21 protein-coding genes and 1 pseudogene are annotated in these 22,772 nt (G+C 61.8%); 9 read left to right on the top strand and 13 right to left on the bottom strand.

Features of this window, described 5'->3' with window-relative positions; all coding sequences use genetic code 11:
- Nucleotides 1-178 precede the first annotated feature (178 nt).
- From H6M51_RS24770 to H6M51_RS21920, 3 genes and pseudogenes are all read right to left on the bottom strand, one after another.
- A pseudogene (locus H6M51_RS24770) lies at nt 179-368 on the bottom strand (hypothetical protein).
- A 9-nt stretch (nt 369-377) separates the two neighbouring features.
- The gene (locus H6M51_RS21925) at nt 378-560 is read right to left on the bottom strand and encodes a hypothetical protein (protein ID WP_185811934.1); all 183 of its coding nucleotides are present in this window, start codon (nt 558-560) and stop codon (nt 378-380) included.
- Between the two features lie 14 nt (nt 561-574).
- Nucleotides 575-733 carry a hypothetical protein gene (locus H6M51_RS21920; protein ID WP_185811933.1) on the bottom strand — a complete coding sequence of 53 codons (159 nt, stop codon included), beginning with the start codon at nt 731-733 and terminating at the stop codon, nt 575-577.
- A gap of 132 nt (nt 734-865) precedes the next feature.
- On the opposite strand from H6M51_RS21920, the gene H6M51_RS21915 reads away from it, so the two are divergent.
- Nucleotides 866-1,045 (top strand): hypothetical protein, encoded by a 180-nt coding sequence (locus tag H6M51_RS21915; protein ID WP_185811939.1) that lies wholly within the window; start codon nt 866-868, stop codon nt 1,043-1,045.
- Between the two features lie 71 nt (nt 1,046-1,116).
- Here the strand turns inward: H6M51_RS21915 and H6M51_RS21910 are convergent, their stop codons facing one another.
- Nucleotides 1,117-2,220: a DUF475 domain-containing protein gene (locus H6M51_RS21910; RefSeq protein WP_185811932.1), complete on the bottom strand. Its 1,104-nt coding sequence runs from the start codon at nt 2,218-2,220 to the stop codon at nt 1,117-1,119.
- A gap of 342 nt (nt 2,221-2,562) precedes the next feature.
- Here H6M51_RS21910 and H6M51_RS21905 point away from each other — a divergent pair, with 342 nt between their 5' ends.
- Nucleotides 2,563-3,003 carry a DUF1810 domain-containing protein gene (locus H6M51_RS21905; protein ID WP_407073608.1) on the top strand — a complete coding sequence of 147 codons (441 nt, stop codon included), beginning with the start codon at nt 2,563-2,565 and terminating at the stop codon, nt 3,001-3,003.
- Here H6M51_RS21905 and H6M51_RS21900 read toward each other — a convergent pair.
- The 5 genes from H6M51_RS21900 to H6M51_RS21880 form a co-directional block, all read right to left on the bottom strand.
- Nucleotides 3,000-3,416: an OsmC family protein gene (locus tag H6M51_RS21900; protein ID WP_185811931.1), complete on the bottom strand. Its 417-nt coding sequence runs from the start codon at nt 3,414-3,416 to the stop codon at nt 3,000-3,002. The two genes, H6M51_RS21905 and H6M51_RS21900, sit on opposite strands and share 4 nt — an antisense overlap.
- Before the next feature lie 61 nt (nt 3,417-3,477).
- Nucleotides 3,478-3,879: a hypothetical protein gene (locus tag H6M51_RS21895; protein WP_185811930.1), complete on the bottom strand. Its 402-nt coding sequence runs from the start codon at nt 3,877-3,879 to the stop codon at nt 3,478-3,480.
- An 85-nt stretch (nt 3,880-3,964) separates the two neighbouring features.
- Entirely contained in the window at nt 3,965-6,052 is a 2,088-nt protein-coding gene (gene pbpC, locus H6M51_RS21890; protein ID WP_185811929.1) for a penicillin-binding protein 1C, read from the bottom strand.
- Nucleotides 6,052-11,499: an alpha-2-macroglobulin family protein gene (locus H6M51_RS21885; protein ID WP_185811928.1), complete on the bottom strand. Its 5,448-nt coding sequence runs from the start codon at nt 11,497-11,499 to the stop codon at nt 6,052-6,054. Before H6M51_RS21885 ends, pbpC begins: the two co-directional genes overlap by 1 nt.
- A gap of 115 nt (nt 11,500-11,614) precedes the next feature.
- Nucleotides 11,615-12,526 (bottom strand): LysR family transcriptional regulator, encoded by a 912-nt coding sequence (locus tag H6M51_RS21880; RefSeq protein ID WP_185811927.1) that lies wholly within the window; start codon nt 12,524-12,526, stop codon nt 11,615-11,617.
- A gap of 97 nt (nt 12,527-12,623) precedes the next feature.
- On the opposite strand from H6M51_RS21880, the gene H6M51_RS21875 reads away from it, so the two are divergent.
- Together H6M51_RS21875 and H6M51_RS21870 are read left to right on the top strand one after the other, a co-directional pair.
- Nucleotides 12,624-13,811: an acyl-CoA dehydrogenase gene (locus H6M51_RS21875; RefSeq protein WP_185811926.1), complete on the top strand. Its 1,188-nt coding sequence runs from the start codon at nt 12,624-12,626 to the stop codon at nt 13,809-13,811.
- Nucleotides 13,812-14,050: 239 nt separating this feature from the next.
- Nucleotides 14,051-15,058, top strand: coding sequence for a diguanylate cyclase (locus H6M51_RS21870; RefSeq protein ID WP_185811925.1), 1,008 nt, complete (start codon nt 14,051-14,053; stop codon nt 15,056-15,058).
- Between the two features lie 9 nt (nt 15,059-15,067).
- Here the strand turns inward: H6M51_RS21870 and glgX are convergent, their stop codons facing one another.
- Complete coding sequence (gene glgX, locus H6M51_RS21865; RefSeq protein ID WP_185811924.1) at nt 15,068-17,146, bottom strand: glycogen debranching protein GlgX; 2,079 nt, start codon at nt 17,144-17,146, stop codon at nt 15,068-15,070.
- A 145-nt stretch (nt 17,147-17,291) separates the two neighbouring features.
- Between glgX and H6M51_RS21860 the strand changes: the two genes are divergently transcribed.
- Both H6M51_RS21860 and H6M51_RS21855 read left to right on the top strand, forming a co-directional pair.
- Nucleotides 17,292-17,483 carry a DUF3008 family protein gene (locus H6M51_RS21860; protein ID WP_185811923.1) on the top strand — a complete coding sequence of 64 codons (192 nt, stop codon included), beginning with the start codon at nt 17,292-17,294 and terminating at the stop codon, nt 17,481-17,483.
- On the top strand, nt 17,480-18,268 hold the full coding sequence (locus H6M51_RS21855; protein ID WP_185811922.1) for an SDR family NAD(P)-dependent oxidoreductase: 789 nt from the start codon (nt 17,480-17,482) through the stop codon (nt 18,266-18,268). Before H6M51_RS21860 ends, H6M51_RS21855 begins: the two co-directional genes overlap by 4 nt.
- Nucleotides 18,269-18,286: 18 nt before the next feature.
- Here H6M51_RS21855 and H6M51_RS21850 read toward each other — a convergent pair whose 3' ends face one another.
- Nucleotides 18,287-18,775, bottom strand: coding sequence for an MgtC/SapB family protein (locus H6M51_RS21850; protein WP_185811921.1), 489 nt, complete (start codon nt 18,773-18,775; stop codon nt 18,287-18,289).
- Between the two features lie 18 nt (nt 18,776-18,793).
- Nucleotides 18,794-19,183: a hypothetical protein gene (locus tag H6M51_RS21845; RefSeq protein WP_185811920.1), complete on the bottom strand. Its 390-nt coding sequence runs from the start codon at nt 19,181-19,183 to the stop codon at nt 18,794-18,796.
- A gap of 196 nt (nt 19,184-19,379) precedes the next feature.
- Between H6M51_RS21845 and H6M51_RS21840 the strand changes: the two genes are divergently transcribed.
- Nucleotides 19,380-19,772: a response regulator gene (locus tag H6M51_RS21840; protein WP_185811919.1), complete on the top strand. Its 393-nt coding sequence runs from the start codon at nt 19,380-19,382 to the stop codon at nt 19,770-19,772.
- Nucleotides 19,773-19,781: 9 nt separating this feature from the next.
- Here the strand turns inward: H6M51_RS21840 and H6M51_RS21835 are convergent, their stop codons facing one another.
- Nucleotides 19,782-20,399, bottom strand: coding sequence for a riboflavin synthase subunit alpha (locus H6M51_RS21835; protein WP_185811918.1), 618 nt, complete (start codon nt 20,397-20,399; stop codon nt 19,782-19,784).
- Between the two features lie 235 nt (nt 20,400-20,634).
- Here H6M51_RS21835 and H6M51_RS21830 point away from each other — a divergent pair, with 235 nt between their 5' ends.
- Nucleotides 20,635-21,579, top strand: a complete 945-nt coding sequence (locus tag H6M51_RS21830) for a 1-phosphofructokinase family hexose kinase (protein ID WP_185811917.1) — start codon at nt 20,635-20,637, stop codon at nt 21,577-21,579.
- Between the two features lie 132 nt (nt 21,580-21,711).
- Nucleotides 21,712-22,770, top strand: coding sequence for a tonB-system energizer ExbB (exbB, locus tag H6M51_RS21825; RefSeq protein WP_185811916.1), 1,059 nt, complete (start codon nt 21,712-21,714; stop codon nt 22,768-22,770).
- The last annotated feature ends 2 nt before the right edge of the window (nt 22,771-22,772 follow it).

Genomic DNA, 22,772 nt, shown 5'->3' with positions numbered 1-22,772 from the left:
ACCGCAACCCGCCGCTACCGCCCCGAATACAGCAACCCAAAACCGCCGGAGCGAACTCAAAACTGGATAAAACTTGGAGGCAAGGTCACAAGCGGCGTCAATAGATACGTCTCCACGATCCGGGCCGGACTTCTACACTTGTCTCTGATCTTCAGAGGGAAGATCGGCGGGATCCTCGTCATTTGCGATGAGGATCGTGGGTGTGATGCGTATCTCGTTCTCCGCCGCCACCTGATACGTCACTGTGCTGTTTCCGGTCGGACTTTGCCGGAGGCTTTTGAACTTCGAGAGGCGCCTTGGCATTTTCGTGCGATGCGCCCGGGGCCGCCCTGGCGGATGGTCGATGGACGCTTCGTCGATGTCGACATGGTCTGCTCCTATCGGTCCTGCTGATATCCCTGGTTCGTCGTGTTGACCTTGCTGTTGCCCTGCTGGCCCAGCTTGTCGGGGTTCTTTTCCGGCGCGAAGTGCTGCTCCTCGCCCTTCTTCATCGATCCGGGATCGCCGGTCCCCTTTTGACTGCGGTTCTCCTGGGGAACAGGCGGCAGCTTGCTGTTCATGGTGGTGCCTCCCTTCAATCGATCCGTCGTTTGGGGTCGAGGTCGACGCCCTGTTCCGTCGGTTCATCCTCCGGGTCGTCCTGGTTTGCCAGTTCGCGCTCGATGGTCCCGCGATCACCCTCGGGGGGATCCGGCTGCAAGCGGTGCGGTTCGGTCGGTTTTTGGGCGGTCATGGGGGCCTCCTCTTTCGGTCATGATTACCGAACGTCAGCGGCTTTCTACGGTTCCCGAAGAACTGATGCCATGGCTCCGGAACCTGAAGGCTTCACCGCATGTTTCTCCTGTCCCAGAAAACGGAGACATCCATGAGCGAGACGATCGAAAAGGCCGGCAGCCCGAAGCCCGATAAAGAGAGCTCGAGGGCCGAGGACATGCCTGCAGCAGGGCCGCACGACAAGCAAGAGCTTCAGGATCCGATGAAGACGCCGGGAACGGGATCCTTGCCTGACGTCGGGACGCAAGAAGGGGACGTCGGACCGGATTGAAGTCCCCTCAGACAAGAAGGCCGGTGCGCGAACACCGGCCTTCTGCTTGTCTGGCTGAATATCCGATCCGATCAGATGTTCTCGGCGACGCTTTCCTGGGCGAGACGTTCTTCCGCCTCGCGCTCCTCCCGATTGTATTTGATCGAGGACCAGAGAGAGATGCCGATCAGCGCAGCGCCTCCGAGGCCGGTGATGACTTCCGGGATGTGGAACAGCGTCTGCACATACATGATGACCGACAGGATGAGGATGGCATAGAAGGCGCCGTGCTCCAGGTAGCGGTATTCGGCCAGCGTGCCCTTCTCAACCAGCATGATGGTCATCGAGCGCACATACATGGCCCCGATGCCAAGGCCGATGGCGATGATGAAGAGGTTCTGCGTCAGAGCGAAGGCGCCGATGACGCCGTCGAAGGAGAAGCTGGCATCGAGCACTTCCAGATAGATGAAGGCGCCGAGACCGCCCTTGGCCGCTTCGCTCATGGCCTTCTGGGAGGCGTCGAGCAGGCCGCCCAAAACCTCGACGGCGAGGAAGGTCACGAGGCCGTAGATGGCGGAGTAGACGAAGGTCGTCGATTCCTCACCCTCGAGCAGGTTGGAGAAGAGCAGGATGAGCAGAAGAACGACCGCGATCTCGATGCCCTTGATCGAGGCCGAACGGGCCATGTGCTTCTCCAGCCATTCGATCCAGTGCACGTCCTTCTCGTGGTTGAAGAAGTAGGTGAGCCCGACCATCATCAGGAAGGTGCCACCGAAGGCCGCGATCGGAAGATGGGCTTCGTTCATGATTCGCGCATATTCCGCAGGCTCGCGGGCGGCGAGGATGACCGCCTCGATCGGACCGATCTTGGCAGCGATCACCACGATCAGCAGCGGGAAGACGATGCGCATGCCGAAGACGGCGATGATGATGCCCCAGGTCAGGAAGCGCTGCTGCCAGACGGGCGTCATGTCCTTCAGCTTGTTCGCGTTGACGATCGCGTTGTCGAAAGACAGCGAGATTTCAAGGACAGCCAGGACCGAGCAGATGAAGAAGACGGTGGCCATGCCGGCGATCGTGCCGGAGGATTGCCAGCCGAGGACGCCGCCGAGAATAAGGCCGATCACGGTGACAATGAAGGCCCAGCGGAAGTAGCCGAGAGTTGAGTTGGCGCCTGTTGCTGCGGAGGTGCTCATGTGCGGTCCTCCAGGCTCAAGGACACAGAATTGGTGGAGATGCGAAGCGCCCTGCACGCCTTCGCAAGAAGCATGATCGAATTGTTCATTGTTCTAGAATCCGCCGGCTCAAATTGCTGGCGGTACCGACATCACGAGAGCGCCGTAAAACTCTCGCCAGAGGGGCCCGGCACCAGGTTCGGACGCGATGATGCTGAAATCACAGCGTCTCACATTCTTGTTAACGAACAATGGTCCCTCGTCAAGATTTAAGGCAGGTGCGCCGCCATTGTTGATCATATCAGGTATGGACGATGTGCTTTGCACTGGTGTCTATTTGGATAATTTTTCCGGGAGCTTACGATGATGTGGCAAAGTTCGGGCTTCGATCTCCAGCGTTTCCTCTATGCCCAGAAAGAGAGCTACGCTCAGGCGCTCACGGAATTGCAGAACGGGCAGAAGCGCAGTCACTGGATGTGGTATGTATTTCCCCAGCTTCAGGGGCTGGGGCGGTCTCCCACTGCTATCCACTTCGGACTGAAATCCGCTGCAGAGGCGCGCGCCTATCTTGGGCATCCCGTGCTTGGAGAGCGTCTGCGGACTGCGACCCGAACGGTACTCGCCCATTCCGGACGCAGTCTGTCGGAAATTTTCGGTCAGCCCGACGACATGAAGTTCCGATCGTCCATGACGTTGTTTGCCGCGGTCGCGCATGCCGACGAGGACGCGTTGTTCCGAGATGCAATCGAGGTCTTCTGTGAAGGCGAGCACGATCGTCGGACGCTCGCGCTTCTGAATGACTAGGCAGCGCCGATGACAATCTGCGGAGACACAGCCAGACTGTTGCTGACTGTGCAGATCGCTTCGGCACGGTGGGCAATTGCCTGTTGCTGCTCCAGATCGAGCGCTCCTTGAAAGACGAAGGTCACGGTGAAGCTGGTGAAACGGGAGGGTTCGTCTGATGCCTTCTCGCCACGGACGCCGACCTCGACGCCTTCGAAACTCCGCACCAGGCCCAGTTCACGCGCGGCGATGCGGGCGCTCATGCTCATGCAGGCTGCAAGTGATGCCAGCAACAAATCGAGTGGGTTGAAACCCGCTTCGCTCGCGCCGGTCACGATGTCCAGTTCGCCGCCCGTCTCGGAGCGTATAGCAGGATAGCCGCTCTTCCCCAGAGTGGCGGTCGCGCCGATCGGTCGTTCCTTCAAATCTGCCATCGGGGTCCCCAAGGTCCAACGCGAGTAGCATAGGGACCCCCAGCAGGAGCGGCAAGCAATGTCAGATGCTGTTGCCGATCCGGGCGGTGCCGGTTTCTCCGTTGTCACGGATCCACTTCAGGCGCTTGTCGCCGGTGCGGATCAGTTCGAAGCACATCGGGGCGCCTTTGTACCAGCTTGTGAACTGCTGGCAGAGCCGATCGCCGTTGATCCACCAGCGACCCTTGTCGTTCGGCTTGGCGAACCGCCCCAGACCCAAGGCTTCGCCGGAGCCATCCACCTGTCCGTTGGGTCGATAGTTCAGCGGGAATTCACCTCCGAAGGGTACGGCGAGGTAGATGCGCTTGCCGATAATTTCTTCCTTGATGGCGGAGGCCGTGAAGCGCTCGTTGGCCATCGCCGCCGGGGCGATGACCGCGATCGTCAGGAGCGTGATCAGTCCGGCACGCATGTTGCTGGTCATTTCGGAAATCTCCCGTTCGAAAGGGTTAACGGGCTCTTCTACGGAACGTGCTCAGCGCTGGATCACGTCGCCTGACGCCGAACCCTCAGTTCCGAATGAAGACGTTGACCGAGGCAGCCCTGCCGTCTGCATCGATCACGGTCAGGATTGCCTGCCCGGCGCCCTCCGGCCGCCACTCGCCGGTTCGTCTGCGGGTGCTGTCGCTCATCGGCTTGCCATCGACCAGCCAGCGGAACGGCGCGCGGCCGGCCTGCATCTTCATGACGACAGGCAGGGGCTCTCCATCCGGGCCCTTGCCGAGTTCAAGCACGGAGCCCTCCAGCGGATAGACGATCTGGGGTGGGCGCTCGCGGGCCGAGACGGAGATGAGGCCGTTCGGATCGACGGAGAAGCGACGCAAGGACTGCGGCAGGTCGGAAGCGGCGATGCGGTTGGCGCCTGTGGGCGCACGGGGCAGCGCCGTTCCGGCGAGGCCCGATTTGGCGAAAGCCTCGAAGAGGATCGGGGCTGCAGTCTGGTAGCCCGAGATGCCAGGGACGGCGGCATTGTCCGGCCGGCCGATCCAGACACCGAGTACATAACGGCCGTCGTAGCCCACCGACCAGGCGTCACGATAGCCGTAGCTCGTGCCGGTCTTGTAGGCGATGCCGGCGGGCGGGCTGCCGGTTGGCGGCAGGACGTCGCCGAGAACGTCTGCTACCGTCCAGGCGGCGGTGGGTTCGAAAAGCGGCTCTTCGTCGATCAGCTCGGCCTTGTCGCGGATGCCGTCACCGAGCCGGACAGGCTGTTCGCGATTGGCGAGTCCTGCATAGAGTTGAACAAGATCCTTCAGCGCGATGCTGGCACCGCCAAGCGCTATTGCCAGGCCCGGCGCCTCGTTCGGTGGCAGTTTCAGCGTCACCCCGGCGCGGCGCAGGCGCACCATCAGGCGGGAGGGGCCGACGGCATCGAGCAGGCGCACGGCAGGCACGTTGAGCGACAGCTGCAGCGCCTGGCGGATGCTGACATCGCCCTGGTAGTGCATGTCGAAGTTCTTCGGGCGGTAGCCGAAGAAGTCGGCCGGGCGGTCCTCAACGATGGTTTCCTGGGCAACCAGACCCTGCTCGAAGGCGAGACCGTAGATGAACGGCTTCAGTGCCGAACCCGGCGAACGCTCAGCCCGCGTCATGTCGATCCAGCCGGAGCGGGATGCATCGAAATAGTCGGCAGCGCCGACTTCGGCGACGATTTCCCCGGTCCTGGCATCGGCCATCAGCAAAGCGAGCGATACCTTGGGGTCGAGCTTGCGGCCCGCTTCGAGCGCCACCTTTTCCAAGGTTTCCTGTACTGGTCGCAGGATCGTGGTCTGGTGGGTGCTGGCCTCGGGTGCCTTTCGCCGAGCGGCTTCCGCCAGATGCGGCGCCAGCGCCGGCAATTGCCGCCGCACGGTGGGGAGCGAGGCGTTGAGCGCCAGCGCGACCTCCGTTTCGTCGACGACGGCAGCTTCGCGGGCGCGCTCCAGAACGCGTTTGCGGGCTTCGAGCGCGTTGTCGCGGTAGCGATCCGGGCGGCGCTTTTCGGGCAGCTGGGGCAGGGCGACCAGGAGGGCAGCCTCCGCTGTCGACAGGCGTTTGGGCTCCTTGCCGAACCAGGCGAGACTTGCCGCGCGCACGCCTTCGAGGTTGCCGCCATAGGGGGCGTGGGTGAGATAGAGGTTGAGGATTTCCGTTTTCGACAGGCGCCGCTCGATCTGGATCGCGCGGGCGATCTGGATGAGCTTGGCACTGATCGAGCGTTCCCGGCGCGGCTCGATCAGGCGGGCGACCTGCATGGAAAGCGTCGAGGCACCGGAAACGATGCGACCGTTCGCGGCAAGCTGCCAGGCGGCGCGACCAAGCGCCAGGACATCGACGCCGGAATGGCTCTCAAAGCGGCGATCCTCATAGGCGACGAGCATCTTCAGCAAGGCCGGGTCGACGTCATCGATTGTGGTCTCAAGTCGCCACAGGCCCTCGCGGGTCGCGAAGGCGCGCAAGAGCTGGCCGTCTCGATCGAGGATTTCGGTCGATACCTCCCGCGCCGCGTCCAGCGGGGGAGGGTAGTTTCTGTCTGCCCAATCGAGTGCGGCGAGCGAGGCGGTTGCCGCGATGGCGACCGCCCCGATGCTGATCCCGATGCGCCTCACCCGACCCATCAGGGTGCGGTCGAGACCGTCATCGCACCCGCTGCCGTGCGCGCCGACAGCTGCGGGCGATACATGTCTTCGACGCTCGCTGCCGGCAGGTCATAGGTGCCCGGCGTGACGGCGCGGACGACATAGGCCAGCGTGATCGTGCCGTTTTCGCCTTCGCCGCGATTGATCGCTGCCACGAAGCGGTCGCTGCGGAATTCGAGATGCGCCGTTTCGGTCTGGCCGATCCAGTCGAAGTTGGCGAGGGCAGCGCTGTCCACGAGGCTCGGATTGTCGATCTCGAAGCCGGCCGCAAGCAGATCGGTGACCAGCAGCTGCGCCGGCCATTCGTCTTCTTCGGTCACTTCCAGCACCACAACATAACGTTCGTTCTGGATGGCTTCGGTGACGTTGGCCTCCTCGCCATCCAGACCGTAATAGGTCTTGGTGATCTCGAAGCCTTCGCCACCGGCTGCCGGCGCTTCGACCGGGGCAGCGACCGTGGTGATTGCCGCACTGACCGGATCAAGCCCGGTATTGGTCAGCGTCAGCGGCGCCTGGAGCAGGGCGTCGCCCGGGATGGTCGCGGCATAGGCACCGGTCTTTTCGGCGCCGTTGACATCCAGCTTCAGACCCTTGTCGTCCTGCTGGAGTGCACGTGCGGCCAGCAGCATCCAGGTCTGTTCCTGGGTGCTGAGAGTTTGCTTCGCCTTCCATTCGTCGGCCACGACCTTTGCCAGGATTGGCACGACAGGCGGAACCGGTCGGCTTTCGGCCGCAAGCGCGAGCACACCGGCCGCATCACGCAATGCCGAGCCATAGTCCGAGCGGGAGAAGCTGACCGGCGTCAGGCGGGCCTGCTCACTCATTCCGGCTGCATCGAGGAAGACGCCGTTGGCCCGCTCGCTGTCGCCGTAGAGAGACAAGGCCGCTGCCAGATGCGCTTTCGAGAGCGGCGTCGGGAAGTCACCCAGCATGGTATCGGCGTAGTAGCGCAGATCGCTGAGCGAGGCCTTGCGGCTGCGGGCCAGCACATAGAGCGCATAGGCGATCTCGTTGCCGCGCGTGCGGATGTCGTTGTCATAGGCGATGCGGTTCTGCAGGTTCTGCAGCGCCTGGACCAAGGCTTCCTCCGGCACATCGAACTTCTGTTCGCGGGCACGGGTCAGGAAGTCGGTGACATAGGCGTCGAGCCAGAGGCTTTCGGAACCGGGTGCCCAGAGACCGAAGGAGCCGCTTGACGACTGATAGGCCAGCACGCGCAGGATGCCGTCCTGAACGCGCTTGTTGATCGCCTCGTCTTCCGGCAGGCCGGAGAGCTTGGCCAGTTCATCGAAGTAGAGAAGCGGCAGCGCGCGGCTCGTTGTCTGTTCGGCGCAGCCATAGGGATAGCGGTCGAGCGCCATCAGCAGGCCGGGAATGTCGAGGCCATCGGCGCGGGCGACGTTGAGGCTGACCGAGGCGCCCTGCAGCAGGCTGTCGGCGAGCAGGTCGCCATCGACGGTCAGGCTCTTGCCCGGTGCCAGCGCAATGACCTGCCGCTCTGTGATCGGCAGGGTTGCCGGGCGCACGGGAAGATCGAGGGACTGGCTGACGGCAATGCCGTCGGCGCCGGACAGGGCAATGTCGATGGCGCCGTCGCCGGGGGTGTTGGCGGTCAGCGGCAACGTGACGGTGGTGGTCTGACCGGCGGTCAGCGCAACTTCTTGGGCTTCCGCGCCGCCGACGCTGACCGGACCGTTGCCGGTGACAGCGAGCGTGTAGGTGCCGGATGGTGCATCCGTCGCCGCGATATCCAGGCGCAGGCTGCTCTGGTCTTCAGGCGCGAGGAACTTCGGCAGGCTCGCCGTGACGACGACAGGATCGCGGATGATCACGTCCGTCTCGCCATGGCCGACGCCGGTCTTTGACCAGGCCCAGGCCATGACACGTGCTGTGCCGTTGAATTGGGGTATGTCGAAGGAGACGCTTGCCTTGCCGTCTGCATCGAGCTTCACGGGTCCGGAGAAGAAGGCCACGAGCTTTTCGCGCGGCGGATTGCCTTGCAAAGCCACCTGTCCGCCGTCACCACCGGTGCGCAGACGTCCGGTGGCGCCCAGCGAGCCATCGATCAGGCGGCCGTAGAGGTCGCGCAGTTCGAGACCGAGGCGGCGCTGGCCGAAATAATAGGTTTCCGGATCGGGTGTCTCGTAGCGGGTGAGGTTGAGGATGCCGACGTCAACGGCAGCGACCATCACATAGGCTTCCTCACCGATGCCTGCCCCTGTGACCTCCACGGGGATCTCGAGCGGCTGGCGGGGCAGGGTCTTTTCCGGCGGCGAAAGCTTGATTACGAGTTTGTCGGAGCCTGGATCGACGGCGAGCCAGGTAACCCCGATCGCGCGCGCCGGCATGCGGCTTTCCTCAGCGTCACCCGGACGGAAGAGCGTTGCCGTGACATAGGCGCCGGCGCCGAAATCGGCTGTCACGGGGATCTCGATCTCCGCGCCTGTGGCCGGGACATCGGCAACCTGGGTGGAAATCAGAGCATCCGTGCCGGAGGTGACGATCACCTGGCCGGCAAAGCGCGGCGAGATCTTCAGCTTTGCGGTCTCGCCGACCTGATAGGAGGGCTTGTCGAGGCCGATTTCGAGGGCATCGGGCGTCTCCGTGGAGCTTGCGGTGACGAACCAGCCGGCGTCAAAGTCGACGCTGGTGACGGCGCCGCCTTGCTCGACCTCCAGGCGGTGGCTGCCCCAGGTGACGGGTACCGAAAGCGCTGTGCCATCGGCTGCGATGTCTGTTGTGCCATCGGCCACAAGCTTGGTCGTGGTGATCGGTTCGTAGCGCCAGGACGAGCCGTCGCGGTACCACTGGTAGTTCCGCTCCAGCTTGATCAGCTTCCAGCGGGCGCCCGCCAGCGCCTGACGCTGACGATTGGGGCCAAGGGCGATCAGGTTGAAGGCTGCATTGGTGTTTTCGGCCAGATCGCCCTCGAATTCCGGCTTGATGCCGATCACAGGACCTTCCGGCGTGACCGGCAGGGTCAGCTTGCGTTCGACGGCGCGACCACCGCCTTCGCGCAGGCGCAGGACCACGTCGGCATTCAGGAGCCGCGTCGTGGAGGGCAGGTCGGTCAGGGAAACGTCGATGGTGGCGAGACCGTCGTCATCCAACGGTGACAGGCCTTCGAGCGGGACACGCATGTCCTCGATGCCTTCTTCGTCCGCCAGGCCGAAGCTGTAGCGGTCGAAGTCCGGATGGCTTGTCGTCGGGCGAATGACGACTTCGCCTTCGAGCGTGAGGCCTGCTGCCGGTGCGCCGTAAAGGTAACGGCCATCGGCGGAGACCGTCACGGGTGCCTCAGGCGAGATCCCCTTTGCTTCGCTCGACAGTTTGAGATCGAGCCGATCCGGCACGAAGTCGTCGACGAGGAAGGTGGACTGGGCGATCGCCGGCTTCTTGGGATCGGTGTGGATCGCGACCGTCCAGGTGCCGCGCATGGCATTGGCCAAGATCGGGAGGTCAACCGCATAACCACCAAGCGTCTCGCTTGATACCGCCATGCGGCGGAACTCGACGCCATCCGGTCGCGAAAACAGGAAGGTCAGCGGCAGGCCGGAAATGGCATCGGCATTGGTGTCCCGGGCCAGCGCTGCAGCATGCACGGTTTCGCCGGGGCGGTAGATGCCACGCTCGGTCCAGGCCAGGATGTCGACCGGGCCCGGTGCCGGGCGACCGGTGACGCCGCGGTCAGAGAGATCGAAGCCGGCGCGGGTCATGTCGAGGAAGACGTTGTCGTCGGCACCGCTGCGGGCTGCGATGACGGCCGGAGCAAGGGCTGCGCCGCCACGTACGAGACCGGCATCAAAGCGGGCGCGACCCTCGGCATCGGTCGTGGCGGTTGCCAGGATCTCGTTGTTCTTGGCGATCAGCTGCAGTTCGATATTGGCAAGCGGGCTTGCCGATGCGAGCGAACGGGCGAAGACATGCAGGCCGTCCGTGCCGGCAAAGGTCGAGAGTCCGATGTCGGAGACCACGAACCACTGCGTCGCGCGGCTGTCCCAGCTCTCGGTGATCCCGGTCGGGGAGACCGCGGTCATCACGTAGATGCCGGGCTTGCGGGTCGGCAGCGCGTCCTGCAGCGGAATGCTGGTGACGACTTCCTTGTTCTGCTCGTTGGCGATCTCGACCGAACCCTGCCAGACGAGTTCGCCCAGTTCATCCTTCACGCGGCCGGCGGTATAGCCGTCCATCTGGGTGAGGAACTGCGAGGATGCCAGCAGCGGAGCGATGTTGCGGTCGCCGATCCGGTAGAGCTCGAGATTGGCGCTTTCGCTGTTGATCGAGACCAGCGGAATGCCCTGACGGGCAGAGGAAGGCAGAACGAAACTGTCGCCGGTGAAACGCACGATGGAGCTGCGGTCGCGGACATAGAGTTCCAGTTCGACCGGGGCTTCCAGGTTCTCGTCCACCGAGGAGGGGAGGCCGGCGCGGATTGCGAGGCGATAGCGCCCGCCATGCTCCAGGCCTTCGACGCAGATCTGGTTGTTCTTGGCTTCGAGCGCCTTCGGCGTCTTGCCATCGAGTGTGACGAAGGACGAATAGTCGACGCCGCGCTTGACCAGCGGTTCGGAGAATTCGACGCAGGCACGCGGCGAAGCGCTGTCGGAATCAACAGTGTTGTTGACAACGCGGAAGCCCTGGCGGGAGCGCAGATCTTCGAAGGCGGCCTGGACTTCCGCATTCGACGCCAGTTCGAGGCTGGCCTTGTAGGCGCTGAGCGCCGGACGCCAGGTCTCGCTGTTTTCGAGTGACTTGGCGAGGGTAGCCAATGCCTCTGCGCGGGTCGCGGCACCACGGGTGAGGAGATAGCCGTTGATCGCGGCCATCGCCCCTTCATTGGCCATTCCGTAGTTCCCGGTCACGGTGTTGGCCATGCGGGCCAGTTCCAGCCATAGGGCCTGATCGTCGGGATCGATGGACAGCGCGCCCTTCATCGAGGCAACGGCGAAGTCGACGTTGCCGCCGGTGAAGGCAGCGCGACCGGTTTCGATGAGCGCATCGCGTCCCAACCCCTCCTGCTCTGGAGCAATGGCGAGATTGTCACGCTGGTTGCGGGCTTCGGTTTTCAGGTAATCCGAAATGAAAGCCAGGGCTGGCGGGGCGCCGATGTCTTCCTCTGCCGCCTGAACGACGATGCGGCCGGCGATGGCGCCCGGGAAGCTGTTCAGCTGGTCATAGTCGGACTTTAGGAAGCACCAGTTGACCTTCGGATTGTAGGTGAAGGCCCGGCAGGAGGAATCGCCGATGCAGCTCGCCTCGCATTCGTCGATGGAGACGTTCTTCTCGGTGCGCATATCGAAGCCGAAATAGTCGGCATCGTCGATCCGCTCGATGGTTCTGACATCTTGAGCGGAAGCGGGAAGGAGGGGTAGCGGGACGAGCGCAAGTGCAAGTGTGAAAATTGCCGAAAAACGGTGCTTCAACATGGTCCCCTCCGAGCCTGATCACGGCTTTGAGAGGTTACTCTTTGCTCATGACGGTGGCTTGTCAATCGGCACAGGACACAGGCTGCGAGTCATTTCTGGGTAGACTGCAGGTGCCTTACGGGCGTCGTTCGCTGAAGCTTCTGGCCTGCTCGAGGATCCAGGCGGCAAAGGTGCTTGCCGGCCCGTAGGCCATCTTCGACAGCGGTCGCACGAGGTAATAGGCGCTGGCACTTTTCACCTCATGATCCCAGGCGCGGACCAGCTGTCCACTCGCCAGTTCGGGCTCGATCAGGAAGGTCGGTACCAGTGCAATGCCGAGGCCCGCATGGCAGGCCTGGACGACGTTGGAGAATTGCTCGAAACGCATGCCACCGCCCCGGCCTTCGCTGATGTTGAGGCTCGCAAACCAATGCTCCCAGGCGCGCGGGCGCGACGCCATGTCGAAGAGCGGTTTGGCCAGCAGATCCTCGGGCCGCTTCACCGGGTTGGCGGCGAGAAAGGCCGGGCTGCAGACCGGCACCACCATCTCATGCATGAGGAACTGGCAATCCGTGCCGGGCCAGTTCGGTTCGCCGATATGGATCGCGGCATCCAGCCCCGAGCCCTCGAAGTCAAACTGGCCGATGCGCGTGGCGAAATCCATGATGATGGCCGGGTTCTTCGACAGGAAGTCGGGGATGCGTGGCATCAGCCAGCGGGTGCCGAAGGTGGGGAGGATGGCGAGGCGCAGATGCGTGTCGTCGCGGGTCGCCATGGCTTCGAGCGAGAGCGTGCGGATCGTGGCCAGTGCGTCCCCGATACCTCTTGCATAGGTTCGGCCGATGGCCGTCAGTTCGACGCCGCGATTGGTGCGCTCGAAGAGTTTGACGCCGAGCTGGTCCTCGAGAAGGCCGATCTGGCGGCTGATCGCCCCTTGTGTCAGCGCCAGTTCGTTGGCGGCAGCCGAAAAGCTGCCGAGCTTGGCAACGGAATCGAAGGCGGCGAGCGCGCTGGTGGACGGCAGGAAACGGCGTTGATGTGTGAGCATGTGATATGAATAGACCTAATAGCAACATGAGTAAACATGGCTTGAATTGTTGTCAGACATGAGCAATCTGGCATAACGAAACAAATGGATGAGACCGATGAGCGAGATGCGACCCTTTTCCTGGAGTGATCCCTTCCTGATGTCCGAGATCCTCAGCGAGGATGAGCGGATGATCCAGGATGCGGCGGCGGGTTTTGCCGAAGCCGAGCTCGCTCCGCGGGTCGCGGACGCCTATCTCGGTGAAACGGTCGAGCCTGAGCTCTTCCGCCTGATGGGCAAGGCCGGTCTCCTCGGTGTGACGCTGCCCGAGAAGTATGGTGCTGCCGGCGCCAACTACGTGTCCTACGGCCTGGTGGCGCGGGAGATCGAGCGCATCGACTCCGGCTATCGCTCGATGATGAGCGTGCAGTCGTCGCTCGTCATCTATCCGATCTATGCCTATGGCTCGGAGGAGCAGAAGGACAAGTATCTTCCAGGTCTCGTTTCCGGTGAACTCATCGGTTGCTTCGGCCTGACCGAGCCGGATGCCGGCTCCGATCCGGGCGGCATGAAGACGCGCGCCGAGAAGATCGAGGGCGGCTATCGCCTGCGCGGCTCGAAGATGTGGATCTCCAACGCACCGATCGCCGATGTCTTCGTCGTCTGGGCGAAGTCGGAAGCCCATGGCGGCGAAATCCGCGGCTTCATTCTTGAGAAGGGCATGAAGGGGCTGTCCGCTCCGAAGATCGGCGGCAAACTTTCGCTGCGCGCTTCGGTTACCGGCGAAATCGTCATGGACGGCGTCGAAGTCGGCGAAGATGCGCTGATGCCAAACGTCTCGGGCCTCAAGGGTCCGTTCGGCTGCCTCAACCGCGCCCGGTATGGCATTTCCTGGGGCGTTCTCGGTGCGGCCGAGGATTGCTGGCATCGTGCTCGCCAGTATGGTCTCGATCGCAAGCAGTTCGGCAAGCCGCTCGCCGGCACGCAGCTCTTCCAGAAGAAACTGGCCGACATGCAGACCGAAATCGCGCTCGGCCTGCTCGGTTCTCTCCGCGTCGGTCGCCTGATGGACGAACACCAGTTCGCTCCGGAAATGATCTCGATCGTCAAGCGCAACAACTGCGGCAAGGCACTCGACATCGCCCGCATGGCCCGCGACATGCACGGCGGCAACGGTATCCAGATCGAATACCATGTCATGCGCCATGCGCAGAACCTGGAAACCGTCAATACCTATGAGGGCACGCATGACGTGCATGCCTTGATCCTGGGCCGTGCGCAAACCGGCATTCAGGCGTTTTTCTGATCGTTACTCAGTGAGTTCAGTCCCGCTCCCCATCATTGATTGATCCGGGAGCGGGACTGTCGCATTCTTGCGTCGGTGTCGAAACTGCAAGACTTCAGCTTAAACATTCATATACTTGTGCGGACATAGAAACACGTTCAGAAGCCGCTATGTTTGATTTATGCTGAGGTACGGTGATTCCTGTTCGGGTGGAGCGGGAGACGGTGCCTTGCACCACGACCGGTTGTGGAGGAGGCGCCATGTATGCTTTGACAGTGCTCGACCAGTCCGCGCTGAAGACGTTTCGTAGCGAGCACCCCTGGCTCGAGTTTCCGGACCGGATCTCTGAGGTTTGCGTCTACTTCGATGACAATGGCGGTCCCAGCCGCCTGACGGCTCAGGAAACCGGGACGGACGGCAAGACGGTCAGCGCCGATGTCGATGCATTCGGCGTCGAAACAATCCTGAGCCTTATTCGCTACGCGCCGCAGGGCACAGCCAAGCATGAGGAATGCCCCGAAGAACGCAACATCTGGGCGCTACTCGAACAGTTGCCGGTTGCTGACGGTACCCGACCGGTGGAAGAGGTCGAGGCCGAACGAGCGACAAAGCTGCAGGCCGGCTATGTTATCCTCCGGAACATTGCGATCGGTAAGCTCACCGAGCTCTTGAACGGCGCCCGGAATGCACGAGAGACGCAACGTCTTACCGATGCCATCGAGACGCTGCCTGTGCAGCTTGAAAACGTCGAAGATCGCCACAAACCCCAGTTTCTCGAGATCGACCTGTGGCGGTTCGTGGCGGTGTTGCGGGACGAACTGGCGCTACCTGCCGACTACGAACTCACGCCCGCTCGCGACGAGGAGGCGATTTCTCAGGAGGTCATCGAACAAGCGGAAGCCAATGCCCTATCCGGGCCAGTGATCCAGGCACTGTTCGAACTCTCACCGGTTGCCTTCTCCATTTCGAGCATCGGTCAGAAGAGTTCCCGTTACATCCGGGTCAACCAAGCCTATCTCGACCTTGTTGGCAAAAGCTGGGATGAGATCGGGGGAAGCGAGATGGTAGCGTCCGGCGTGGTCTCCGGGAGCGAGGCACGTGCGGAACGGCTGATGCTGCTTGACCGCGACGGAGGCTACTCCGGCATGCGGGGTGATATCCGCGATGGCGGCGGCAATGTGGTGCCTGTCGTGATATCTGCCCGGCGCATTTCCGTGGCCGGGCAGCTTTACGACTTCGAGGTCTTGCAGCGCGCATCAGAGGACTGACGGCGGTTGTCAGGCTCGCCTGAACAGGGCGAGCGACCGTGCTTCCAAGCGGAAAGATTTGCCCTCCTCCGCCACGTCTCCGTGACGGTCGACATCGAAGGTGGTCAGTTCGAGCTGCCAGTTGCCGCCACCGGTCTCTGGCATCACAAAGTCGATGTCCTCGGCGACGGGGTTGAAAAGCAGCAGAATCTCCGGCCAGGCTGTTTCCTCGCCGTCGAGATCCGGACGCAAGAGCTTCAACGCCAGCGGGTTGCCATCCAGCCAATGCTCGGCTTCCTGATGGCCTCCCTCCACGCTGTACCAGTCGATGATCATGCCATCGCGCCAGTTTGCTCGGCGTAGAAGTGGCTGGGTCTGGCGCAGCGCGATGAGGCGGCGGGTGAATTCCCGTAGATCTTCGCAGGTCTGCGGCAGGTCTTCCCAATGCAGCCAGCTGATCTCGCTGTCCTGGCAATATCCATTGTTGTTGCCCATCTGCGAGCGGCCGAATTCGTCGCCGGCCAGGAGCATGGGTGTCCCGTGCGAAAAGAAGAGCGTGGCGAGGAAATTGCGCTTCTGACGCTCGCGGATCTCGTTGATCCCGGCATCGTCGGTCGGACCTTCATGACCGTAGTTGTGACTGCGATTGTGATCGTGGCCGTCCTTGTTGTCCTCGCCGTTCGCATCATTGTGCTTCTGGTCATAGGAAACGAGGTCGTTCAACGTGAAGCCATCATGCGCGGTGATGAAGTTTACGCTGGCCCAGGGGCGACGGCCGCGAAGGTCGTAGATGTCGCCCGAGCCCAAAAGGCGGGCAGCAAAATCCTGGGCCGTATTGTCGGTGTTCAGCCAGTATTCGCGGGTGGAATCGCGGTATTTGTCGTTCCATTCAGCCCAGCCCGGCGGGAAGCCACCAACCTGATAGCCGCCTGGGCCAATGTCCCATGGCTCGCCGATCAGTTTGACCTTGGAGAGAACCGGATCCTGCGAGATTGCATCGAAGAAGCCGCCGCGTTGGTCGAAGCCCTCGGGCTCGCGGCCCAGAATGGTGCCGAGGTCAAAGCGGAAACCATCGACATGCATCTCCTCGGCCCAATAACGCAAACTGTCCATCACCATCTGCAAGACACGGGGATGAGAGGTGTTGACCGTGTTACCGGTGCCCGTGTCGTTGATGTAGTAGCGGTGATTGTCCGGCAAGGTGCGGTAATAGGAGAAATTGTCGATGCCCTTGAAGGACAGGGTCGGGCCGAGTTCGTTGCCTTCTGCCGTGTGGTTGTAAACGACATCAAGGATCACCTCGATGCCGGCGTCGTGGAAGGATCGCACCATGTCGCGGAAGCCAAGCAGGCCCTTGGGGCCATAATAGCGGCTTGCCGGAGAGAAAAAGCCGATGGTGTTGTAGCCCCAGAAATTATGCAGCCCCTTGTCCATCAGGTGACTGTCATCGGGGAATGCGTGGACCGGCAGCAATTCGATCGACGTGATGCCGAGGCTCTTCACATAATCAACTGCAGCTTTGTGACCCAGACCTTCGAAGGTGCCTCTGAGTTCGTCCGGGATGGCCGGGTGGAGCTTGGTGAAACCCTTTACATGGGTCTCATAGACGATCGTTTGCGCCCATGGAATGCGTTGGAACCCGTTTGACTGGCGGCTGTCTGCCGGGTCGACGACGCGACACTTGGGCGAACAGGGGGCGCTATCGAGCGCGTTAAAGGAGAGATCCTTCTCGTCGGCGTCGAAGTCATAACCGAAGTGGGCCTTGGACCAGGCGAAATCGCCCACGATTTCGCGAGCATAGGGGTCGAGCAGCAGCTTGTTCGGGTTGAAACGATGCCCGTTCTCCGGCTCGTAAGGCCCGTGGACGCGGTAGCCATAAAGCTGCCCTGGCTTAACGCCGGGCAGATAGCCGTGCCAAACCTCGTTGGTGTATTCGGGAAGCTCGATCCGTGCGATCTCGATACTTCCACTATCGTCGAAGAGGCAGAGCTCGACGCGTTCTGCGTGGGCGGAAAAGAGAGCGAAGTTGGTGCCCTCTCCATCGAAGCACGCGCCGAGTTGGTGCCATTCGCCCGGCGTGACATGAAAATGCGTGCTCTTGGCGTCCATCTGATCCTCTGATGTCTGGAGTTGCGGAGCTTAATTCCCAACCTCCGACCTTTGTTCCGGACCTCTTCTTCATCAGGAACTTTCGGTCTCCTCGCCGGTTTGCCTCGCAAGACGATCCTTTGATGCAGCACGAAAGGTGAAGCAGATGCCGGCGAAATCGAAGGCACAGCAGAAGGCGGCAGGTGCCGCACTGGCTGCCAAACGAGGCGATGCGAAGGTCTCCGATCTGAAAGGTGCTTCTCGCAGCATGGAAAAGAGCATGAGCGAGACGGAGCTTGAAGAACTTGCTTCGACAAAACGGAAAGGCAAGCCGGGCCATGTCGAGGATCGCACATGACGCCGGGCGAGCTTGGCCGGGAAACGGCGCTCGTAACTGGGGGCGGATCAGGGATCGGAAAGGGGGCCGCCCTGAAACTTGCAAGCGGTGGCGCATTTGTCGGACTTCTGGGGCGTACTGAAGACGAGCTGGAGGAAACACTCACCGAAATCCGTAAGCTTGGCGGTGATGGCATGGTCCTTGTGGCGGACGTCAGTGATGCGCGCTCGATGCAAGCTGCCGTGGAGCAATTGATAGTCGCCCGCAAGGGACTGCAAATCGTTGTCGCCAATGCCGGCATTAACGGCACCTGGGCGCCCATAGATGACCTGAAGCCGGAAGAATTCGACAAGACCATCGCGATCAACCTCAGGGGCACCTATCTGACGCTCCACCACGCGGTGCCTCACATGAAGAAGAGTGGCGGTTCAATCATCGTCGTCTCCTCGATCAACGGAACAAGGACATTCACCTCGCCGGGTGCGACGGCCTATTCTGCCACCAAGGCCGCTCAGCTCGCCATGGTGCAGCAACTCGCCCTTGAACTCGGCCGTCACGGTATCCGGATCAATGCCGTGTGCCCTGGCGCGATCGACACCGAGATCGACGACAATACCCGGGTCCGCAACAAGCGGCAGGCCGAGGTACCCGTCTCGTTTCCGGAAGGAGACATTCCGCTGACCGGCGGGGAAGCCGGGACCGTGGAGGACGTCGCCGAGGTCATTGCTTTTCTTGCCTCTGATGCCTCCCGGCACGTCACGGGGACGCCAATCTGGGTCGATGGTGGCCAAAGCTTGTTGAGATAAGCAGCAGCCACCCGCCCGTCAGTCCCGTTCGGGAGGGATCGGGAGGCGGTGTTCCAGCAGCCGCAGGAGCCAAAGAACAGCCAAGGCAAAGCCGGTGGCGATCAATCCGATCTGCCAGAAGCCCAGGCCGCAGGACAGGCCAATGGCACCGGCGAACCACAGGCCGGCACCTGTCGTCAGTCCCTTCACCTCGCCTTTGTTGAAGACGATCATGCCTGCCGCGAGGAAAGCGACGCCTGCTGTGACAGCTTCGATCAGACGTATCGGATCGAGCCTGACCTCCTGGGCATTGAAGGCGTCGTGGTGCGCAATTTCGATCGTCAGGACCGCGACGATTGCCGCTGACAGGCACACGAGAACATGCGTCCTCAAACCTGCCGCGTGGCTGCGCCATTCTCGCTCCACGCCGATCGCAGCACCGCAGGCCATCGCAATCAGGAGCCTGATGACGATGGCCGACAGTTCAAGAGTTGTCGTCGTGCCGAAGCTTGAAAGTTCGGAGGGCATGTTCCCGCACCCTGAGGCTTAGTGCTTCCGGTCGCCGGCGATCGTGGAGGTATAGGTAGCAGAAACGGGGTCGCTGGCTGGGTAAGTGTCCTCGAGACCCTCTTCAAGCGCACTGCCTCCGCGTTGCATGCTCTTCTCCTGCTGTTCCTGGCGCAGGCTTTCGACAGCTTCGCTGGGCTCTTGGCCTGTCTCAGCGTCCTCCTTCTCTTCCGCATCGGTCATGTCAAAGCGACTCGCCTGGAGCAGCAGAACCTGGGCTTTTCCCAGGGCATTGTCGCGGGTCAGGGCGCCACTTTCCGTCTGCGCCATCTGGACTGATACTCTCTCGCCGCCGTCTCCATGGAATTCGACGACAAAGCTACCTGATGCTTCGGGGCTCTCGATGATTTCCGTTCCGATGATCTGCATGGATAATCTCCCTTTGTTTCAGCGTGGAAACGCCGGGCGTCATAGGGATGTTCCATCTCAGGCAATGTTCCATCCCCGCGAGCAGCAATCCTCCTGAATGGGCAGTTAAGTCTATGTTTACCATGTTGTTTGGCAATTTAAGAAAAACTGAACAAAGCGCGGTGGCACGCGTTGTGGTGGCAAAAGGAGAACGAAGATGAGACCAGGACAGGCCCTCGCCATCGATACCATCCTCATCGTAGAAGACGATGTCTTCATCTCAATGGATGCCGCAGACGCCGTTGCGCGCGCTGGCGTCAATGTGATCACAACCGAGACCGTACGCGACGCGCTCGAAATTCTCGAAACGGAGCATATCTCGGGTGCAATTCTCGACTTCAAGGTTCGTGACGGCGCGGTCACGCCGATCGTCCAGCAGCTTCGCCGCAGCGGGATCCCGTTCCGCATCGTGTCGGGGTCGGCCATCCGCGAAATCGAGGAAAACGGAATCCCGCCCGAACTTTGCGCACCCAAGCCGGCCGATTACCGACAAGTGCTTGTATCCCTCTTGAGCGAGGCGCCGACGCCCCGCCCGATCGGCCGTCACTGAGATCGTGCTTCAGCGCCTGGACATCAGGCGTTCGAGCGTTCGTTCCACTACGTCCACCATTACCATTGTCTGATGGTCGACCTCGATGTTCAGCGCGTCGCCCGGCCGGTAGCGCGGGAACGTCGTCTGACGAAGAGTTTCGGGAATCAGGTTGATCGTGAAGGTGCCGTCTTCCGCTTCCGCGACGGTCAGGCTCGCGCCGTTGACAGCCAGATAGCCGCGCTTGAAGACATATTTTGACCATTCCGCAGGCATGCGGAAACGGATGAAGGCGCCCGGCATATCCATCTTCGCCGCAACCAGTTCGGCGGTGGTTGCGATGTGGCCAGCAATGTTATGCCCGCCATTCTCGTCTGTGGGCTTTGCCGAGCGTTCGATATTCACGCGGTCTCCGGCCTTGAGCGTGCCCAGATTGGTGCGCTCAAGCGTTGCGTCCATGGCGTCAAAGGTAACGATCGTTCCTTCCATCGTTGTTACCGACAGGCAAACGCCTTCCACCGAGACACTCGCCCCTATCTGCAGGTCTGCCATCAGCCGCTCGGGAAATTCGATGAAAAAGGTCGTGTAGCCATCGCGGCGAACGACGGATGTGATCGGAGCGACGGTCTGAACGATGCCGGTATACATGACGTGATTTCTTTCTTCAGTGGCTGCGACGCGAAGGTAATGCCTCGCCCGCCAAAGACAATGCTTTCGTCAGCTTCTCAGTGTTCACCATCTGCATTCCTCGGGAACGGACGGGTGGACGGGCGGTTGAGAAGTCTGCAGCTTTGGAACGGGTTGCGGGCTTAGGCTTCGCCGTCCTAGATCTGTCGTAACATTAGTTCACTGTGCCTTCTCATCTCATTCGGTGGCCTCTTTCATGACCAAGATCCTTTGCATTGCCCTCAATCCGGCGATCGACATCTCCAGCGATGCGGAGGTGGTGCGCCACACGCACAAGACCCGCACTCATAATCAGCAGCAATTCCCCGGGGGAGGGGGTATCAACGTCGCCCGCGTCATTGCGACGCTCGGTGGAACCTGCGAATTGATGTTCTTGTCCGGCGGCGCCACCGGCGAACTGCTGGAGGCCATGCTGAAGCCGCTGCCGATTGTGGAGAGGACGTTCCGCATTCACGATCCAGTCCGAGTCGCTTTTGCGGTGCACGAGACGTCAACCAATCTGGAGTATCGCTTCGTCCCGGAAGGGCCTTTGGTGACGCGGGCTGAGCTCGAGCCGCTTTTCCAGGCCGTCGCTTCCAGTGATGCCGACTATGTCGTCGCAAGTGGCAGCCTGCCGAGAGGCGCGCCTGACGATACCTATGTCCGGCTCGCGAAACTGGTTGCGGAGCGGGGTGGTATGTTTGTGCTGGACACGTCCGGAGCCGCCTTGACGCAGGCAATGTCCGGCGCACGGATGTTCCTGGTCAAGCCAAGCCTGGGAGAGTTCGAGACATTCCTCGGTCGTAAACTCGCCCATCATGAGGTCGGTAAAGCGGCCCAGGCCCATATCCGCACGGGTGCCGCCAAGTACATCGCCGTGACACTCGGTGCGGACGGAGCAGTCCTTGCCTCAGCCGATCAGATCATCCAGCTGCCGGCGATCGATGTGCCCGTTAACTCTGCGACCGGTGCCGGCGATAGTTTTGTGGCCGGCATGGTCTGGTCTTTGGCAGAAGGGCACAGCATCGAAGACGCCTTCCGCTTCGGGCAAGCCGCCGGAGCGGCAACGGTCATGACCTCCGGTACGGAGTTGTGCCGCCAACAGGACGTTCTCGATCTCTACAGGCGTGAAATCCGGGCCGCCGGATCGTCGCTTGATTGATCACGCCTTCGGGAAAAACGTCCGACGGTTGTTTTATTACTTGTCACAAATTATCAAGTTTTATATTGGGAGGCAGCGTGAATGCCCGTCCCGGGCGAGGTCTAGTTCAGTCATCTAATAAGGGAGCTCCCAATGCCGCTCATTCATTCGGGGCCTTTGCTCAAGCGATTTGGCATTCTCCTGTTCCTGCTTCTGAGCTCGACCATCGCGCTGGCGCAGCAGTCGGCGCCGGTGCCATCGGTGCCTGAAGCCGCTGCGGCTGCCGCACCGGCGCCTGTCGTCGCTTCACAGCCGGTCGCGTCACCGGATCCGGCACTTGCGCCTTCAACCGATGCAGAGCCGTCCGCGCCGATCGCGCGGCCGGCGGCACAGCCCATGGCACAGCCTGTCATATCCCCTCCGCCGACCCCAGCAATCAAAGCGGTTCCTCCTGCGGTCGAAGGCGCTGCTGCCGTCGGAGACGCCAAGAAGGCGCATAATCTCTCGCCGGAGGGCATGTTCATGGCGGCCGACTGGGTCGTCAAATCGGTGATGATCGCTCTGGCACTCGCTTCCGTGCTCACGTGGACCGTATGGCTCGCAAAGTCACTGCAGCTGTTCGGCGCCCGCTCGCGAGCCAAGCGGGGCCTCAAGGCTGTCATCGCGGCCCGCCATCTGAGCGATGCCATGCAGTTGCTGGAAAAGCGGGGCGGTGTCGTTGCCGCCATGGTTCGCTCTGCGCAACATGAGGTGTCCTTGTCCGATGCTGCGATCGATCAGGTTGGCGGCGACGGAGTGAAAGAACGCGTTGCCTCGGCCCTGTCGCGCATCGAAGCCCGGGCCGGCCGGCAGATGTCGAGCGGAACTGGCGTACTCGCGAGCATCGGTTCAACGGCACCGTTTGTCGGTCTTTTCGGGACTGTCTGGGGCATCATGAATTCGTTTATCGGCATTGCCGAAACGCAGACGACCAATCTCGCGGTCGTTGCCCCCGGTATCGCCGAAGCTCTGCTTGCAACAGCCATCGGTCTGGTCGCGGCCATTCCTGCCGTCATCATCTACAACGTCTTCGCCCGTTCGGTGACAGGCTATCGTCAGCTGCTCGCCGATGCCGGCGCCGGCATCGAGCGTCTGGTCAGCCGCGACCTCGACTTCCGCAAGAGTGCTCGGATCGCCCAGGCGACCAAGGCCATGGCGATGGCGGCGGAGTAATC

Source organism: Rhizobium sp. AQ_MP (assembly GCF_014237835.1).
GTDB lineage: Bacteria > Pseudomonadota > Alphaproteobacteria > Rhizobiales > Rhizobiaceae > Allorhizobium.
The sequence above is the reverse complement of the archived record's forward strand: the minus strand, read 5'-3'. Positions and strand labels throughout refer to the sequence as shown.